At 58.7% G+C, this 18,475-nt stretch carries 10 protein-coding genes; 7 read left to right on the forward strand and 3 right to left on the reverse strand.

Translation table 11 applies throughout. The annotated features are described in order from the left end of the window. The first annotated feature begins 183 nt into the window (after window positions 1-183). The 4 genes from FKG94_RS03885 to FKG94_RS03900 all read left to right on the forward strand — a co-directional run bounded on the left by FKG94_RS03885 (window position 184) and on the right by FKG94_RS03900 (window position 3,418). Window positions 184-606: a hypothetical protein gene (locus tag FKG94_RS03885; RefSeq protein ID WP_142902878.1), complete on the forward strand. Its 423-nt coding sequence runs from the start codon at window positions 184-186 to the stop codon at window positions 604-606. Window positions 607-627: 21 nt separating this feature from the next. Next, complete coding sequence (locus FKG94_RS03890) at window positions 628-1,902, forward strand: alpha/beta hydrolase (protein ID WP_142902879.1); 1,275 nt, start codon at window positions 628-630, stop codon at window positions 1,900-1,902. Window positions 1,903-1,963: 61 nt separating this feature from the next. Beyond that, the gene (locus tag FKG94_RS03895) at window positions 1,964-2,734 is read left to right on the forward strand and encodes an SDR family oxidoreductase (protein WP_142902880.1); all 771 of its coding nucleotides are present in this window, start codon (window positions 1,964-1,966) and stop codon (window positions 2,732-2,734) included. 108 nt (window positions 2,735-2,842) lie between these two features. Then, a complete protein-coding gene (locus tag FKG94_RS03900; protein ID WP_142902881.1) occupies window positions 2,843-3,418 on the forward strand; it encodes an HD domain-containing protein in 576 nt (191 codons plus the stop codon). 8 nt (window positions 3,419-3,426) lie between these two features. Here the strand turns inward: FKG94_RS03900 and FKG94_RS03905 are convergent, their stop codons facing one another. From FKG94_RS03905 to FKG94_RS03915, 3 genes are all read right to left on the reverse strand, one after another. Next, the gene (locus tag FKG94_RS03905; protein ID WP_142902882.1) at window positions 3,427-4,437 is read right to left on the reverse strand and encodes a LacI family DNA-binding transcriptional regulator; all 1,011 of its coding nucleotides are present in this window, start codon (window positions 4,435-4,437) and stop codon (window positions 3,427-3,429) included. Between the two features lie 257 nt (window positions 4,438-4,694). After that, entirely contained in the window at window positions 4,695-6,374 is a 1,680-nt protein-coding gene (locus tag FKG94_RS03910; protein WP_142902883.1) for a CRTAC1 family protein, read from the reverse strand. 113 nt (window positions 6,375-6,487) lie between these two features. Then, on the reverse strand, window positions 6,488-8,986 hold the full coding sequence (locus tag FKG94_RS03915) for a TonB-dependent receptor (RefSeq protein WP_179957481.1): 2,499 nt from the start codon (window positions 8,984-8,986) through the stop codon (window positions 6,488-6,490). A 1,065-nt stretch (window positions 8,987-10,051) separates the two neighbouring features. Here FKG94_RS03915 and FKG94_RS03920 point away from each other — a divergent pair. The 3 genes from FKG94_RS03920 (at window position 10,052) to FKG94_RS03930 (ending at window position 18,468) form a co-directional block, all read left to right on the forward strand. After that, complete coding sequence (locus FKG94_RS03920) at window positions 10,052-11,998, forward strand: sodium:solute symporter family protein (protein WP_142902885.1); 1,947 nt, start codon at window positions 10,052-10,054, stop codon at window positions 11,996-11,998. Further along, window positions 11,952-14,438, forward strand: a complete 2,487-nt coding sequence (locus tag FKG94_RS03925) for a glycoside hydrolase family 94 protein (RefSeq protein ID WP_246124911.1) — start codon at window positions 11,952-11,954, stop codon at window positions 14,436-14,438. The genes FKG94_RS03920 and FKG94_RS03925 overlap by 47 nt, the downstream gene beginning before the upstream one ends. 910 nt (window positions 14,439-15,348) lie before the next feature. Continuing rightward, window positions 15,349-18,468, forward strand: coding sequence for an efflux RND transporter permease subunit (locus tag FKG94_RS03930; RefSeq protein WP_142902886.1), 3,120 nt, complete (start codon window positions 15,349-15,351; stop codon window positions 18,466-18,468). The last annotated feature ends 7 nt before the right edge of the window (window positions 18,469-18,475 follow it).

An 18,475-nucleotide genomic window follows, 5' to 3' on the forward strand; every position in this document is an offset into this window, starting at 1 on the left:
CCGATTTTTCGCGTCCTTTCCAGGCGGCATCATCACGGATTCCGGGATTACACACCACCGGCCCCACTATTGATGAAAGTGTCAATAGCCATGCCCGCCGGTTTGCCTTATCATAGCCCGGCACCAAGAGCTGTTCCGAAAACCCGCGCCAAACCGTCACGAAAACCTGCAACAGAGCACCGCATGCTGCAAACGACAGTTCGTCTGATCAGCCCTGCTATTCTGACATTGGTTGTACTCAGTAGTATCTGCGCCGCGGCGGCAACCGCAGCTCGACCGCTGTACGCCGTACCCGGCGCCGACGCACCGGAATTGGCTCACCGCGGCGAGTTCGCGGTGGGCGTGCGCCGGCTGGTACTGGTGAACCCGGATCAGGTGGACATCGCGCAAATTGACCGCGAGACCATGGCGGCACCAAAATCAGACCGCCGTCTTCCGGTACAACTCTGGTATCCCGCCATAAAAAATAAACCGGGACAGCGGGAGGAAACCACTTACCCGGGGACGTTTCCCCGCATATCGCCAACCGCTATGGCGTGGACCTGCACTACCCGACTCGGGCTCGAACTTCACCACCTGGCCCCCGGCGCCGGGAAAAAACCTTAACTGGAGCGCTGGGAGGCGACTATGACCTGGTTGTTCTTGCTGTTTGCACTGGCTTGCGGCTGGCTGAGCTACAACCTCTACCACCCGGTTTACCGGCACACCTACGGCGCTTCGGTGAGTTTTGTATTCGGCCTGTTGGCCGGTGAGCTCGCACCCCACGTGATAGCGTTGCAGGTGTTGATCACCGCGCTGTTTGCCGCCTTCGGCGCCCTGTCCGGCCTCGCGGGCACTGTGGGTCTGGTGGTAATGCTGGCGGCCTGGACGGCCATGGCCGTTCACTACGGCAGCAGCATGCGTCTGCCCGGACTGCTGCGCAACAGCTTGGAGCGGGACCTGGGCCCGAACTACCGCGACGCGATAACCCAGCCGCCGCGCAACACCATCGACCGGCGGGCCCTGCTGCGGCCGCTGGCCTCGATGATTAAAAGCACCGAATACCACCCCGAGGTGGAGTGCCTGAAAAATATCATTTTTCACCGCAGCAACGGTTTGAACCTGAAGCTGGATATACGCCGGCCCCGGTCCGTCACCTCGCCCCGGCCGGTGTTGTTACAGATTCACGGCGGTGCCTGGACGTATAAACTCGGCAGCAAAGACCGCCAGGCGCTGCCGCTGATGAACCACCTGGCCGCCCACGGCTGGGTGTGCGTGGCCATCTCCTACCGTTTAAGTCCGCTGGCGACTTTTCCGGACCATATTATCGACTGCAAACGCGCCCTGGCCTGGGTGAAAACCCATATCGCCGAGTACGGTGGCGACCCGGACTTTATTCTGGCCACCGGCGGCTCGGCCGGCGGCCACCTGAGCGCGCTGCTGGCGCTGACACCGAACCAAACACAGTGGCAACCGGGCTTCGAAGGCGCCGACACCCGCGTGCAGGGGTGCATACCCTTCTACGGCATCTACGATTTTTGCAACAGCAACCGGCAGCAGTTGAACAACGGACTGGAGAGCTGGCTGGAGCGCATGGTCATCAAGTCGCCGACGCAAGAGTCACCCGATACCTACCGGCTGGCCTCGCCGATCGTGCACGTGCACCCCCAGGCGCCGCCGTTTTTTGTGATCCAAGGCGATACCGACACCCTGGTGCCGGCGGCCGAGGGTCGCCACTTCGTCGATGCCCTGCGCGCGGTCTCAAAGCAGCCGGTCGTCTACGCCGAAATACCCCGGGCCCAACACGCATTCGATCTGTTCCCGTCGCTGCGCACCCAGCGGGTGGTGCACGCCGTCGAGGAGTTTGCCGATTGGGTCTACGCCGGCCACCGGCGCGAGACCGGCGCCGGGACCCGGACCTGACTCTATTCGCCCATTGCATTTGGGAGTAAAGTAACCAACCTGACCGATGAGGAGACGACCTATGTTGGAAAAACTATTTGACCTGTCCGGACGCACGGCGCTGGTGACCGGAGGGTCCCGCGGCATTGGCGAGATGATCGCCAGAGGCCTGGTGGAAAGCGGCGTTAAAACCTATATCTCCTCGCGCAAAGGCGACGCCTGTGCCAGCCTGGCCGATGAACTCAGCGCCTCGGGCGAGTGCATCGCACTGCCGGCGGACCTGTCACAAATGAGTGAGATAGACCGGCTCGCGGCCGCACTCGGCGAGCGCGAGCAGCAACTGGACATTCTGGTCAACAATGCCGGCGCCGCCTGGGGCGAACCCTACGACGAGTTCAGCGAAGGCGGCTGGGACAAGGTGATGAACCTGAACCTGAAGTCGGTGTTCTTTTTGACCCAGAAGTGCACGCCGTTGTTGCGGGCCGCAGCGACGGCCGAGCGGCCTGCCAAGGTGATCAATATCGCCTCCATCGACGGTATTCGCGTACCGGACCTCGAAACCTATTCCTACTCGGCCAGCAAGTCCGGCCTGATCCATCTCACCCGGCGCCTGGCGAAGCGTCTGATCGAGGACCGTATCATCGTCACCGGTATCGCCCCGGGCGCGTTCGCTTCATCGATGAACAAGATGGCCCGCGATCAGGCCGACGAAGTCAGCCAGTGGGTGCCGGCAAAACGTATCGGCACGCCGGAGGATATGGCGGGCACGGTGATCTTCCTCGCCTCGCGCGCCGGCGACTATGTTGTCGGTTCCACCATTGCCGTGGACGGCGGCGTAGCCTATGCCATGTGACAACCGTGGAGCAACACCATGTAGTAAAATCATGTAGCGAAAACATGCCAGCAAACAAGGTAACGAAACCCGCTAACGAAACTCACGCACACAGAGAGGCTCGGCGTTATGACCGCTAAACGGGCAAGTTTCAAAAATTTCAAAGACAGCACAGCGGAGGACTGGCAGCTTATCGCCGCTGAGTACATAGAGTTTGCCGCCCGCCTGCCGCAGCGGGTGCTGGACCACTTGCGGTTGCTGGAAGGCGACTACGGCGGTTTTCCGGTGGACCGCCTGGAACACTGCCTGCAAACGGCAACCCTGGCCCATCGGGGCGGTGAAGACGAGGAATATGTGGTCTGCGCGTTGCTTCACGATATCGGCGATACACTGGGTTCATACAACCACGCCGATGTCGCCGCGGCTATTCTGCAACCCTTTATCAGCGAGGAAAACCACTGGCTGATCAAACACCACCAGATTTTCCAGGGCTACGATTACTTTCACCACCTGGGCATGGACCGCAACGCCCGCGACCGCTTTAAAGATCACCCCTGCTACGAACGCACCAAACGCTTCTGCGATCTCTATGACGGCCCGGCCTTCGACCCCGAGTTTGAATCGCTGCCGCTGGAATTTTTCGAACCGATGGTAAAGCGGGTATTGGCCAGCCCCAAACACGGCTTCCTGGCACAGCGAGACTAGCGGGAATTTCACAACTGCCGGGTACTGCCGCGCACCACCAGTTCGTGCGGCAGTATATAGCGCGTTTTCTCCAGGGTCTCGCCGTTCATCACTTTCAGCAGCAGCTCCACACAGTAGGTGCCGATGGCCTCCACGGGCTGTGCGACAGTGGTAAGTGGCGGGGAAAAGTGCCGCGCGTAGCGAATATCGTCAAAACCCATCACCGACATATCGGCGGGCACGCGAAAACCGTGTTCCTGCAGCGAGGAATAGCAACCCAGTGCTATTTCATCGCTAAAACAGAAGATGGCGCTGGGCCGGTCGCGGCGCAACAACAACTGATTAGTACTGGCCTGGCCGTTCTCGACCGTGTATGCGCCGTGGATAACATGGCGTTCGTTGATCGCCAGCCCGGCCGCCTGCATGGCCTGGCGAAAACCCAGCAGACGATCCTGGCTGCTGGGACTTTCCATATCGCCGGTAATCACCGAGATATTCCTGTGCCCATAGCCGATCAAATGGTCGACCGCCTCGCGGGCGGCGGCCACATTGTCGATGGTGACCGTGGGAATACCGGGCACCGCCACCGGCTCGCAGGAATTCACCAGCGGCGGCATTTGTTGCGCGGCCGGCTGTTGCGGATCGATATCAAACGGCAGGTGTTGGGAAAATAAAATCACACCATCGGCGTGGCGCGATCGCACCATCTCCGCATAGGCCCGCTCGCGCTCCTGGGAGCCGTGGGTATCGCCCAACAGCACCGAATAGCCGTGGTTGTTGGCCGCTTTTTCGATGGCGCGGATAACACCGAAGTTAAACGAATCACCGACATCGGGAATAATGGCGACAATATTGCCGGACTTTGCCGTGCGCAGGCTGACCCCGAGTTTATTGGGTGTGTAGCCGGCCTCGCTGACCGCGGCCAGGACGCGCTCGCGCGTCGCCTTCGACACCCGCCCCGGATTGCGCAGCGCGCGGGACACCGTAGTGATGGAAACTCCGGCTATCGCGGCAACGTCTTTAATACCGATGGACGACATACCTCAGGTTTACACTCCCGTTTGACTTCGACTATCAACCTCGATTATCAACCTCGACTATCGACCCCGACCATCGACCTCGACCATCGACCTCGACTACCGAGCCGCCGCGTTGATGGCCTAGTATAAACCAAAACCCGAGAAGAAAACCCCCGGCGGAGATACTCCGCCGGGGGAAAACCTCACACTTGCGAGGCGAGAGAAGCTCGTTCCCGGTCCCGGGGCCAGACAGCGGGCGTCGACATCGGCACCATCGTTTACAACGCCGGATGGTCGATGGTCAAAAACTGGTCCGCCGGTATGTCGTTGAGCAGCGTATCGGGTGCCGGATCGCTGCCGATAACCCGCGGCCACACCACCCTGACCTGATCGATGGTAGCCGCCTGCCCCAGGCCGAAATGCTGTTCGACGGGATTGTTGGAGGCGTAGTTACCACCTAGCATCACCTCCCGCATTTGGGTTTCCTGCCCGAGGGTGATATAGATACGCGCACCCACCGCCGCGCGGTTGGGATCGATACCGTTCAGGCGCACACCCAGGTAGTGGTTATCGCTGTCCTCGGAATCGTTGCGGTAGTAGACCACGGAGTTTTGGCCATCAGGGTTGTTATTGGTAATCAGAATGTCGACATCGCCATCCACGTCGAAATCCGCACAGACCACGCCGCGCCCGTGACCGGTATCGTCCAGGCCCACCCGAGACGCAACCTCGCGGTAACTGCCGTCGCCTTCCGCTAAAAACAGCCGCACCTGATCAGTTTCGTAGTTATCGCCGTCGGCTTCGTTGTCCCAACCGTTGGTATGGAACAAATCCAGCAGGCCGTCGTTATCGAAGTCGGCCATACAGGCGGCCCAACCCCAGCCGCCCCGATCGACACCGGCGGGGGTAACGGTAACATCAGTAAACTCGCCGTTGCCGAGGTTTTTATAAAGCCGGTTGCCGATACTGAGCACATTGCCGCCGTCGGTGACATTGAAAATGGCGGTCACAAACCAGTCCAGGTCGCCGTCGTTATCGATATCACCGATGGCGCTGCCCATACCGTTCCTGTCTTTGATCACATCATTGGTGACATTGCGAAACGTGCCGTCCTGATTGTTGAGAAAAACCTGGGTCTGGGAAAAATCGGAGACCATCGCCAGATCCGGAAAGCCGTCGTTGTTCAAATCCGCAAATGTGGGGGTAAAGCTGTAGTCGATATCGTCATCGCCGAGAACACCGTTCTGAGACTCGCCGACGATAGTCGCGGCAATACCGGTGGCAACGCTGGCGCTGGCGAAGGTGATGGCCCCGCCGCCGCTGGTGTTTTCCCAGATATGCTGGGTATCGGCCTGTTTTTGTGCGCCCCAATGAGCCAGCGCCAAGTCCAGGTCGCCGTCGAGATCATAGTCGCCGCAGGCGGCAGAAATCGTATTGGCCACGGTAACCGTCAATCCCGACGTGGCGGTCACATCGTTAAATGTATCGTTGCCGGCGTTTTGCAACAGGTAATTCGGATCGCCCTCGACGCCACCGACAAAAATATCCTCCAGACCGTCGCCGTCGAAGTCACAGAAGATAGGCCCGCTGCCTTTCATAACCAGGCTGTCGATGCCGGTGATCTCGACGAAGCGATTGTCACCTTGATTGCGAAACAGGCGGTTGGCTTCGGTATCGCCGGCGGCAAAATACAAATCCGTCAAACCGTCGTTATCGAAGTCCCCCGCCCCCACACCGCCGGCAAACATTTCCGGCATGGAGTTGGCGGTGGGATTCTCGATGCCCCAAGCATGCATTAGACCGGTATCGGCCGACATATCGGTAAAGCTGAACCGCAACTCTCCTCCACTGTCCACATTGTTGCCGTTATCGACCGCGGTACCGCCGCCCCCACCGCCGCCACAGGCGGCGAGGCAAAAAACACAAACCGGTAAAATAAACGTCAGTAGTGATTTCACGGGAAAGTCCAACCTGGTTAGTTACGTCGTCAGAAGTTTAATGAAGTCAAAGTTCTACTGACCTCACGCCCGTGACACAGGGGCCCGGCACGGACCCCTGCGCCTGTCACCGCTTATTCAAAAGCGGCTTTGAAGGTGACGCCTGCAGTGCGCGGCGGCAACAACTGCCCCACCAGGCCGTCGGGAGTCACGAAGCCGCCGGCATCGGTGCGGACCACCTCATCGGAGGCATTCTTCACCCAGGCTTCAATGCCCCAACCGCGATCGGACTCGTAGCGCAGACTCAAGTCCCACATTTCGTAGCTCTCCTGAATGGACAGGTTTCTCGCTCCCGCCGCCTGGCCGAATTCACCGGCATCGATATCGCCGCGGTTGAAATCATCGAGAAAGTAATCATCCACCACCCGCAGCGTCACCTGCGGCGTCAGGGTGCCGCCGGCCAGCTCGATATCGTGGGACACGATAGTGGTAAATTCAAAGTCGGGCGCGCGCTTGGGTGTATTGCCGTTGAGATTGTTCGACGTCAGGTCCGGGATCGGATTACCGTTGTTGTCCAACAGCGGCACGCTCGGGTTGAAGCGGTCGCCAAACTGGCCGTCCGATCTGATATAATCGCCGAACTCCGCATCCATGATATTGCCGACCAATTGCAGGCGTGTGGCATCGGTAATGGCCCAGAGAAATTCGAACTCGAAGCCCATCACATCCAGGTCCGAGGCGTTCAATATCTGCTGGCTGCCCTGGGAGTCGACAATGCCGTCACCATCGGTATCGACCAGATTCGTGGTAGCCACCTGATAGCCTTCGTAGTCCATCGTATAAAACGCGGTATTCAAACGCATGGCACCGCCGAAAAAGTCCGTCTTCATCCCCACCTCCAGGGACTCGACCTCTTCAGGATCGGCAATATTAAACTCGTCCTGGATGTGGCCCGATTTAAACCCGGTGCCGGCGGAGGCATAGGCCATGAAGTCACCGCTCAAATCCATCTCGTAGCGCAGCAGCCAGGTGACCTTGTCCCAGTCGGCTTCCTTGTCATTGACCTGCCGCACCCAACAGGGCTCGCCGTTATTGCCGGCGTTGGTGCCGTTGTCATAGGGCAGTCCGGCAGCGATGGCCGCCGCGGCGCCGGCGTCGGCAAAGATCTGGCTGGGCAGCGGGCGCGTCGCATTGAGCGCATTGTTCCTGTCGGGCACCCGACCAAACAACTCACAGTTGATCGAGCGGCCGCCGCTGTCGGATTTTTCGTCCTCCAGATATCTGAGACCCACCGTCAACCGATTCGAATCGTTGATATCGTAGGTGCCCTGGGCGAAGGCGGCAGTGGAACTCAATTCCCGCTGTGGCTGAATAAAATAGGCGGCGCCGGCACCGCCGTTGGCACCGCCGCCGATCCAGCCGCTGGTATTGCCGTCCTCGTCGAAGGCGGCAAAATCGATCACAAAATTGATTTCGTTATCTTCCTCATTGTTGAAAAATCCCAACAACCAGCGAAAGCGGGCATCGTCGGAGTTCTTCAACTGGAACTCGTTCATGTAAGACTCAAAATTCGACGACTCGGTACGGTTTTCCTGAAAGCTGTTGGAGGTGCCGCCGTCGGCGTCAAAGACCTGGCTGCGCTGCATTTCCGAATAGCCGAATACGTGGGAAAAGGTCAGGTCGTTGCCGAAGGTATAGTCGATACGCGACCGGTAAGTGGTGGTGGTCAAATCGGTAAAAATATTCGAATCGATCACCTGCACCCGATCCCCCCTGTCGGCCAGAAACGGGTCCAGTTGCGGGCTGCCGGTGCTGTTGTCCTCATAGCGTTCGGCACTTAAAAACCAACTGAGATTTTCATTCGGCTGCCACAGGCCGCTGAGACGCCAGGACTGGCGATCATCGGACTCGGGCCCCTCGCCGGTATAGGTCGAGAACTGTGTTTCCGGGGTGAGATCGGCCACGGTGGCGCCGTAGTGGGGGCCGCGGCCGGCGTAATTGCCAATAACCTTGGTGTAACCGCCGCGATTGACATTGATACCCGCCACCCGCAGGGCCAGGGTATCGGAAACCGGCAGATTCACAGCCCCTTTTACCTCGGTCAAGTCATAGGTGCCGGTGGTAACGGACAGGTTGCCGTTGTACTCGCCGATTTCCGGCTTGTTCGTATGGATATTGATACTGCCGACGGTGGCGTTGCGGCCAAACAATGTGCCCTGGGGTCCGCGCAGCACCTCTACCCGATCGACGTCGTACATCAGGGTGGCAGCCCCCTGCACGCGCGGGGCATAGACGCCGTCGACGTGAAAGGCGACGGTGGGGTCGGCGAGTTCGGTGTTACTGTTGCCACCGATTCCGCGCAGGGTGACGAACAGCGCTGCCGAATCGGAGTGGTTCGAGACCATCAGCGACGGCACCAGGTCGGTCAACCCGCGTAAATCCTTGATTTGATGCCGATCGAGCGCGTCCTGGCTGAACGCCGACACGGCGATCGGGGTGTCCTGCAGATTGGTCGCGCGCTTGGTGGCGGTGACCACCACCTCCTCCAGCACAGCGCTGCCATCCTGGGCCAGGGCGACCTGACTGCAGACAACGGCGCCTATGACTAGCGAAAGACAAGACCTGTTTAACATACATCCTCCCATCCGACTGACTTAGTGTTGTGTGTTTATTGCTTGGTGGTAAATGCTTTTCAGTAACCAAACGCCTGAACAGCAAACCCGCGGGATATAAAAACTGCCGCGACGGCAAACCGGCGCGAGCGGCAACCCCTGGATCAACAATCACTTGATCGGCAACTCGCTGGCCGCACTGGACAGCGGCCGATATTTCCAAGCAAATGGAAATCGTTTTCCATCAAAAGGAAAATTTTTCCCCTCCGGTTGTATCGCAAGCAGTCAAAATCTCGACAATGATACTGACTGCACTGTTTCCGTCGATAAAACACGGGGCTATGCAGCAGCCAGACACTGGCTAGCTCACCGGCCATGCTCGTTTTTATCAAATCCGGCCAAATCGCTGACTATCTGTGGGTTAGCTGTTCGCTAATGGTCGACTGCATCATCACTTGGTAATTATTTATAAATCTTTTATAGAAAACGTTTTCCAATTTCGCCGATTATTCAAAAAAAACTTGAAAGCGTCAACAGCAAAACCGGGCCAATCTTTAAATATATGCCAAAAATATCTTTATCTACTTGTTTTTAAAGAATTTTCAACCTAAAAAAAATCAAATAATTATTTGTGATAACACGTTATCGTCAAATTACTCAACGTTTATGATGATTCTGATGAGTTAACTTTTTAGAATACAAAAATCATTACCTGCTTGTTTTTATTGAAATTATTCTACTGCCACGACTGAATTTCGTGCCCTGGCCGGGCAAACTCTGCTCAAGTATCTTTACAAACCAAATGGAAAACGTTTACCATTCTTGAGTAGTTACCTAAGAGCCTCAGCCCCCTGAATCAGGAACCTCAGCGCCCTGAATCAGGAGCCTCAGCCCGGTAACCATAGAACGGTACAGTGCCAGCTACGAACAGCCCGGCCCACGGTATCGGCACGCTGGCAGCGCACGAAACCGCACCAGTAAAACCACAGCATGAGAAGTAGTAAGACCCTAAAAAGTAAGACCCTAAAAAAACAAAACCATAAAATATACGGCAACCCAGAATAATACTTACCGAAGAGCGTGGCGATGCAACTTCACACTATAGACCTGTGCATTATCGGGCTTTACCTGCTGTCGACCGTGATAGTGGGCCTGGCCCTCAAACGCCGGGCCGGCAAAAACCTCAAGTCCTACTTTCAGGGCGGTAAACGCCTGCCGTGGTATATGCTGGGGCTGTCCAACGCCTCGGGCATGTTCGATATTTCCGGCACCATGTGGCTGGTGACCCTGTGTTTCGTCTACGGCATGAAAAGTATCTGGATTCCGTGGCTGTGGCCGGTGTTCAATCAGGTATTCCTCGCCGTGTTCCTCTCGATCTGGCTGCGTCGCTCCAACGTGCTGACCGGTGCCGAGTGGATACGAACCCGCTTCGGCGATGGCCCGGGCGGCCGCCTGTCCCATATCGTGGTGGTGGTTTTCGCCGTTATCAGTGTGCTCGGCTTTCTCTCCTACGGTTTTGTCGGGGTCGGCAAATTTATGGAGATTTTCATTCCCTGGGAAGTGGTCAGTCCCTACCTGCCGTTCAGCGTTGCGCCGCAGTACATACCTCATGTGTACGGCATCTTCTTTACGCTGATTGCCACCTTCTACGTGGTGATGGGCGGTATGCTCAGTATCGTCTGGACCGATGTTATTCAATTTACCATCATGACCGCCTCGGCTGTCGCCATCGGCCTGATCGCCATGAACAACGTCAGCCATGCCGATCTCCAGGCCGCGACGCCGCAGGGCTGGAGCAATCCGTTTTTCGGCTGGACGCTGGACCTCGACTGGGAGGCGCTGATTGCCGAGGTCAATACCAAAATAGTCGCCGACGGTTACTCGCTGTTCAGCATCGTCTTTATGATGATGCTGTTCAAAGGCATTCTGATCAGCGCCGCGGGGCCGGCGCCCAACTACGATATGCAGAAAATTCTCGCCACCCGCTCGCCCCGCGAAGGCGCGCTGATGAGCGCATTCGTCTCCGTCGCGCTGATGCCGATTCGCTATTTTATGATCGCCGGGTTTGCGGTGCTGGCGGTGGTCTACTACGAGCGGCTGGATTTAATGTCGGGCGGCCGCCTGGATTTTGAAAACATACTGCCGTCGGCCATTCTGCAGTTCGCGCCTACCGGTATTCTGGGTCTGTTGCTGGCGGGTCTGCTGGCGGCGTTTATGTCCACCTTCGCCTCCACCGTCAATGCCGCGCCCGCCTACCTGGTCAACGATATCTACCGGCGCTATATCAACCCGCAGGCGAGCAACAGGCGCCTGATTTACGCCAGTTACCTGGTCTCCTTCCTGGTGGTGGTTATCAGCACCTCAATCGGCTTTTTCGTACAGAGCATCAACAGTGTGCTGTTGTGGCTGGTGTCGGGGCTCTGGGGCGGTTATGTGGTTTCCAATGTGTTGAAATGGTACTGGTGGCGGTTGAACGGCTATGGTTTTTTCTGGGGTATGGCGGCGGGGATTATCGGCGCCCTGTCGTTCCCGGCTGTTTTTTCCGGGCTGCTGCCGGGGGTGGCCTCCGATATTCTGCCGCTGTACCTGTTTCCGGTGTTGCTGCTGTTCTCCGGCACCGTCTGCGTGGTGACCAGTCTCACCACCGAGCCCGATGACGAGGCGGTATTGAAGCACTTCTATCGCACGGTCAGGCCCTGGGGCTTCTGGCGGCCCATCCACGACAAAGTGGTGGCCGAACACCCCGAGTTTGAGGCCAACCCGCATTTTAAACGGGATATGGTCAACGTCCTGGTAGGCACTATCGCCCAGACCACCCTGGTCGCGCTGCCCATATTTATTGTTATTCGGGAATCCAATTCCGTGATCGCCACCGCCTGCATCCTGGTGGTCAGTGCGGTGTTCCTGAAGAAAAACTGGTACGACAACCTGGACAGCGAACCGGCTGGCCAGACCGATGCACCGTTCACCGCTGTAGATGGTAACAATGAAAATTACTACTTCGAAAAAGATGCCAGAGAAGCCGCCAAATAAGCAGACCGAATTCGGGTATTTCGACGATGAGCATAAGGAATATGTCATCATCGATCCGAAAACGCCTTACCCCTGGATCAACTACCTGGGTAACGACGGTTTCTACTCGCTGATATCGAACACCACCGGCGGCTATACGTTTTACAAGGATGCAAAATTTCGCCGCCTCACCCGCTATCGCTACAACAATGTGCCAGTCGATTCCGGCGGCAAGTACTTTTATATCAGAGAAGGGGGGTGTGTCTGGTCACCCGGCTGGAAACCGGCGCAGGCGCCGCTGGATCAGTACCAGTGCCGCCACGGGCTGGGGTACAGTCGGTTTTTGAGCAGCAAACGCCAGGTGCACTGTGACCTGACCTGCTTCGTGCCGCTCGGCACCCGCGCTGAAGTCCAGCGCCTGCGCCTGAGCAACCGCACGGAAGCACCGAAAAAACTCCAGCTCTATTCCCTGCTCGAGTGGTGTCTGTGGAACGCCGAAGATGATATGACCAACTTTCAGCGCAACTTCTCCACCGGCGAGGTGGAGGTGGACGGTTCGCATATCTATCATAAAACCGAGTACCGCGAGCGCCGCGATCACTATGCGTTCTATTCGGTCAACAGCGAGATTCAGGGTTTCGACACCGACCGCGAAGCCTTTTTGGGCCTGTACAACGGTTTCGAAGCGCCGGAGGCGGTCACCCGGGGCCGCGCCGGCAACAGTATCGCCCACGGCTGGTCACCGATTGCCTCGCACTTCCTCGAGTTCGAACTCGGCCCGGGGGAAACCAAAGAATGGATTTTTGTTTTGGGCTATGTCGAAAATCCCGCTGGCGAAAAATGGACGGCCGACGGCGGCCTCAACAAAACCCGCGCGCTGCAGATGGCGGCGGATTTTGACAGCGGTGAAAAAGTCACTCGGGCACTGGCGGCACTGGCGGACTATTGGCAAAACCTGCTCGACGCCTACCAGATCAGCGGCCCGGACACTCGCCTGAACCGCATGGTGAACATCTGGAACCAATACCAGTGCATGGTCACCTTCAACTTTTCCCGCAGCGCGTCTTTCTTCGAGTCCGGCATCGGCCGCGGCATGGGGTTTCGCGACTCCAACCAGGACCTGTTGGGCGTGGTGCATATGATTCCGGAACGGGCCCGCGAGCGCATTCTCGATATCGCCGCCACCCAGTTCGAGGACGGCTCGGCCTATCACCAGTATCAACCGCTGACCAAGCGCGGCAACGCCGCCATCGGCAAGAATTTCAACGACGATCCGCTGTGGTTGATCCAATCGACGCTGGCCTATATCAAAGAAACCGGTGACTTCGACATTCTCGAGGAATCCGTGCCTTTTGATAACGATCCCGCCAAGGCCAACAGCCTGTTCGCGCACCTGACCGCCTCTTTCGACCATGTGGTAAATAACCTGGGTCCGCACGGCTTGCCATTGATCGGCCGCGCCGACTGGAACGACTGCCTGAACCTCAACTGCTTTTCCCAGGACCCCAACGAATCTTTCCAAACCACTGAAAACCGCGCCGGCGAGGTTGCCGAATCCGTTATGATCGCCGGCATGTTCATCGCGTTTGGCCGCGACTACGTCGCTCTGTGTCGCCATCGGGGACACACAGAGGAAGCCGAGCGGGCCGAGCGACACCTGCAGGCTATGGCGACCGCCATCGACCGCCACGGCTGGGACGGCGACTGGTTTCTGCGCGCTTACGACGCCGCCGGCAAACCCATCGGCAGCCACGCCAACCGCCAGGGCCGGATTTTTATCGAGCCCCAGGGTTTTTGTATAATGGCCGGTGTCGGCCTGGACGACGGCCGGGCCCGGACCGCGCTCGATTCGGTCAACAAGCTGCTTGCCTACGAACACGGTATCGTCCTCAACTACCCGGCCTATACCCAATACCACCCCGAGTACGGCGAGATTTCCACCTATCCCCAGGGTTACAAGGAAAACGGCGGCGTTTTTTGCCACAGCAACCCCTGGATCATGATCGCCGAAACCCTGGTCGGCAACGGCGACCGCGCGTTCGACTACTACACCCGGCTGGCACCGGCATTTCGCGAAAAGCACGCGGCGCTGCACAAAACCGAACCCTACGTCTACGCACAGATGATTGCCGGCAAGGAGGCCGCCACCCCGGGCCAGGCCAAGAACTCCTGGCTGACCGGCACCGCCGCCTGGAACTACTACGCCGTCACCCAGTTTATTCTGGGTGTGCGACCGACGTTCGACGGCCTGCTGATCGATCCCTGCATTCCCGCGGCGATGAAAGGGTTTCAGATTACCCGCAAGTTTCGCGGCGCCACTTATGAAATCAGCGTCGCCAACCCCGCCGGGGTCAGCCGGGGCGTCCAGCAGATGTGGGTGGACGGCACCGCGGTAGCGGGCAATCTGTTGCCGGTATTTGCCCCGCGGTCTTATCACCGGGTGGAAGTTTTATTGGGGTGAGTTTTCCTGCGCTGTCCCCTCAAGTCGCCCTGCCGGCAATGGGGCCGGTGCCGGACTGTAGCGTTCTCGGAAACGGGGCCCGCGCGGAGCTGTAGGACTTTCGGCAACCAGCCCGTGTAGAACTGCAGCTCTTTTGGCAAATAGGGCCCGTGTGGGGCTAACGGCTGTCAGGCCTTTGTCCAGCCGGTAATCCATAGGCCTGCTGCCCCCTTTGCCCTTTGTATTAAACCTCTACTGTTTCGAGTGGCACGCAGTTTGGGCGCCACTCTCCCATTAGATGCTTGTTTTTGTTTAAAGGCGCTTAGCGTTGATGGTAGTCGTGCTTGAACGGATCAGTGCCAATCGATCCGGTCCTAACCCGGTGTGGGGGTTCGAGACACGTTGCAAGTACGTCCCTGTAAACTTCCCGACAGCATCCCTGCTGTCGAGAGTCTCGAACCCCCACACCGGGTTAGCACCTACCACCGCGGTACTATCGATATTAATTAAGAATACCGAAGGGAGGCCTGTCTCTGGGCGGAGCTTTCAGAAACTCTCGACAGCAGGGATGCTGTCGGGAAGTCCCCAGGGATGGGTTCACGACGTGTTTCTGAAAGCTCCGCCCAGAGACAGGCCGGTCAATTGGCACTTTTTAGATACTACTACCATCAACGCTAAGCGCCTTTAAACAAAAACAGGCACCCAAAGCAAGTGCCATTCCAGCCCGGCATCTCTTTACCCCCAACCATCGGCTGCTAACCCCCGACCATGGACACGTTGTATACTTGAGGCCCTACGCCTGACAATCGTCATAGCTGCACAGTTTTGACCTCGCGGTTCAGTGCACTTTCTCAACCGTTCACTGTCATTTTCTTAAGGCTTACAAAAGACAGCCTGACCTGATAAGAACAGACAACCGGGCCCGCTACCTATGAACCTGACCCGCACCTCCATCGACAACCCCGCCGCCATCGCCGTGCTGGTGGCCCTGGTGCTGACTTTCGGTGTCGTCAGTATCACTAAACTGCCGGTGCAGTTGCTGCCGGATATCGAACGCCCGCAAATCACCATATCCACCGGCTGGCGGGCCGCAGCGCCGGAAGAAATGGAAGCGGTCATTATCGAACCCCAGGAAAACGTGCTGAAAAACATCAGCGGCATTTCCCAGATCACCACCGAGATTCAGCCCGGACGCGGCTTTATCAACCTCACCTTTGAAATCGGCACCGATATGCAGGAGGCACTGCTGGCGGTCATCAACAACCTCAACCAGACCCCGCCGCTGCCCCTGGATGCCGATGAGCCGCAGGTCACCGCCGGCGGCGGCGGTGGTGGTGGCGGCCGCGACACCGCCGCCTCACTGCTGGTCAAGGCCATGCCCGATAGCGGCATCGAGGATATCGCGCCCTACCAGGACATCATTGAGGATATCGTCGAGCCCCGCCTGAGTCGCATCTCGGGGGTCGCCAGGGTCAACCTCAACAGCCGCCGGCCACAGGAGCTGCGGATTGACTTCGACCCCTACCGCACCGCGGCGCTGGGCCTGCAACTGGGCGATATCAGCAGTGCCATCGCCCGCGCCACCGACGCCTCCGGCGGTTTCGCCGATGTCGGCAGGCGCCAGTACACGGTCCGGTTCGCCGGCCAGTACGATGTCGGCAGCCTGGAGCAGATGATTATCGGCTGGAGCGACGAACGGCCCATCCACCTGCAGGACGTGGCGACGGTGGCAGTCACCTTCGCCGATTCCACCGCCTTCAACCTGCGCAACGGCGACCCCGCCTACTACATCACCATCAGCCGCGCCAACAAAGCCAATACCGTGGAGCTGCTGGATGCCATCAACCTGGCACTGCGCGAACTGAATGAGGAGGTCCTCAACCCCCTGGGGCTGGAGATCGATCTCAGTTTCGACGCCTCGGTGCATATCCGCAATGCGGTTGCCATGGTGCAGAGCAACCTCGGCCTCGGGGTCATCCTGGCGCTGTCCATTCTCTGGTTCTTTTTGCGCGGCTTGCGCCCGACACTGATTATCGCCAGCACCATCCCGCTCTCGATTATGGTCGCGTTTATCGCCCTCAGTGCCTTCGGCCGCAGCCTGAATGTCATCTCCCTGGCGGGCCTGGCATTTGCCGTGGGCATGGTGCTGGATGCCGCTATCATTGTGCAGGAGAATATCGTGCGCCTGCGCCTGGAGGGCATGGCCAATCGCAAAGCCATTTTCAAAGGCACACTACAGGTCACCGGCGCGCTGTTCACCTCCACAGTGACCAGCGTCGCCATTTTCCTGCCCATCCTGTTTATGGAGGGGGTCGAGGCGCAACTGTTCTCCGACCTGGCCATCGCCCTGTCGATCGCGGTGATTGCCTCGATGGTGGTGGCCATCACCGTGCTGCCGGTGGCGAGTCAGTTCTGGCTGCGCGACGAAAAACGCGAGGATGCCTTCGGCGCCTACTGGGACCGACTCACCGGCTTCGTGATGCGTCTGACCGACACCCCGGCGCGGCGCCTGCTGTGGGCCGGCGGCCTGCTCGGCGGTGCGGTGCTGATTACGGCGCTGTTGATGCCAAAAGCGGACTTTCTGCCGCGGGTCCCCACCGACGGCTTTTTCTTCTCCCTCGACCTGCCGCCCGGCGGCAACCTGGCGTTTGTCAAACAGGAGATTGCCGAGCGGGTCAAGGAACGCATCGAGCCCTTTATGCATGGCGACAGTGAGCCCCCTATCAAAAGCTACAACTTCTTCAGCTCCCGCGGCAACACCGGCGGTTTTATCTACTCGGCGGACCCGCAGCGCACTGCGGAGCTGATGGCGGTGGCCCGGGAAGAAATCTTTGCCGGCATCCCCGATTCCATTCTCTACATGTTTCGCGGCTCCATGCTCGGTTTCTCCGGCGGCGGAGGCCGGGTTATCTCTGTTGATCTGCAAGGGCCCGATATCGAGGCCCTGATCAATGCCGCCAATACCGGTATGGATGCCTTTGCCCGCGCCATGCCCGAGGCGATGGTGCAGCCGCATCCGGGCCTGAGTCTGGCGGAACCGGAACTGCGCCTGGTACCGGACGACCGGCGTATCACCCAGGCCGGCCTCGACCGTCGCACCGTAGCCAACGCCGTGCGCGCCATGACCGACGGGCTGTTTGTCAGCGAGTATTTTGACGGCAACGAACGTATCAACGTGATACTGCGAGGCAGCGACTGGCAGACCCCGGAGGAACTGGCCGATCTGCCGCTACACACACCGCTGGCCGGCGTACAGCACCTCGGTGAATTGACCAGCATTCAGCGGGTCGTCGGTCCCAGCCAGTTGCGTCGCGTCAACGGCAAACGCACTATCACCCTCGAGGTGACGCCACCGGCCACCATGCCCATGCAGGTCGCTATGGATATCATCAAAAACCAGGTCGGCCCGGTAGTCCAGGCGGCGCTGCCGGGGGATTCCGGTATGCAGATGAGCGGTCGGGCCGATCAGTTGGCGGGGGCGATCACCGATATGGCGCTGAATTTCGTCATGGCACTGCTGATTCTGTTCCTGATCATGACCGCCCTGTTCAAGTCGCCGAAAGACAGTCTGCTGGTGCTGCTGGTGATGCCACTGGCGCTGGCCGGCGGTATGATATCGCTGGCACTGTTGAACCTGGTCACGTTCCAGTCACTCGATCTGCTGACCATGATCGGTTTTATCATTTTGCTGGGTCTGGTGGTCAATAACGCCATTTTGCTGGTAGACCAGACCCGCAGCGCCGAGCGCGCCGGCCTCGACCGCTGCGCGGCGGTGGCCCAGGCGGTGCGCATTCGCGCGCGGCCGGTCTATATGAGCACCCTGACCAGCCTGTTCGGTATGCTGCCGCTGATGCTGGTACCGGGGATCGGCTCCGAAATATACCGGGGCCTGGCCACGGTGATCGTCGGTGGCATGGCGGTCAGCGCCACCTTCACCCTGGTGCTGCTGCCAAGCCTGCTGCGGATGGGGGAACCTCGGCACCGCGAACCAGTCACAGACAATGTTATCGACCTGGCCTTCGAAAAAAGCGCCGCCGGGCACCAGGACTAAAGGGAGT

It is taken from the genome of Exilibacterium tricleocarpae (assembly GCF_007004655.1).
Classification (GTDB): domain Bacteria; phylum Pseudomonadota; class Gammaproteobacteria; order Pseudomonadales; family Cellvibrionaceae; genus Exilibacterium; species Exilibacterium tricleocarpae.

Bases quoted from the DNA above. Each gene is read 5' to 3' on its own strand.
- FKG94_RS03885 (WP_142902878.1), top strand. From the start codon at position 184: ATGCTGCAAACGACAGTTCGTCTGATCAGCCCTGCTATTCTGACATTG.
- FKG94_RS03890 (WP_142902879.1), top strand. From the start codon at position 628: ATGACCTGGTTGTTCTTGCTGTTTGCACTGGCTTGCGGCTGGCTGAGC.
- FKG94_RS03895 (WP_142902880.1), top strand. From the start codon at position 1,964: ATGTTGGAAAAACTATTTGACCTGTCCGGACGCACGGCGCTGGTGACC.
- FKG94_RS03900 (WP_142902881.1), top strand. From the start codon at position 2,843: ATGACCGCTAAACGGGCAAGTTTCAAAAATTTCAAAGACAGCACAGCG.
- FKG94_RS03905 (WP_142902882.1), bottom strand. From the start codon at position 4,437: ATGTCGTCCATCGGTATTAAAGACGTTGCCGCGATAGCCGGAGTTTCC.
- FKG94_RS03915 (WP_179957481.1), bottom strand. From the start codon at position 8,986: ATGTTAAACAGGTCTTGTCTTTCGCTAGTCATAGGCGCCGTTGTCTGC.
- FKG94_RS03920 (WP_142902885.1), top strand. From the start codon at position 10,052: ATGCAACTTCACACTATAGACCTGTGCATTATCGGGCTTTACCTGCTG.
- FKG94_RS03925 (WP_246124911.1), top strand. From the start codon at position 11,952: ATGAAAATTACTACTTCGAAAAAGATGCCAGAGAAGCCGCCAAATAAG.
- FKG94_RS03930 (WP_142902886.1), top strand. From the start codon at position 15,349: ATGAACCTGACCCGCACCTCCATCGACAACCCCGCCGCCATCGCCGTG.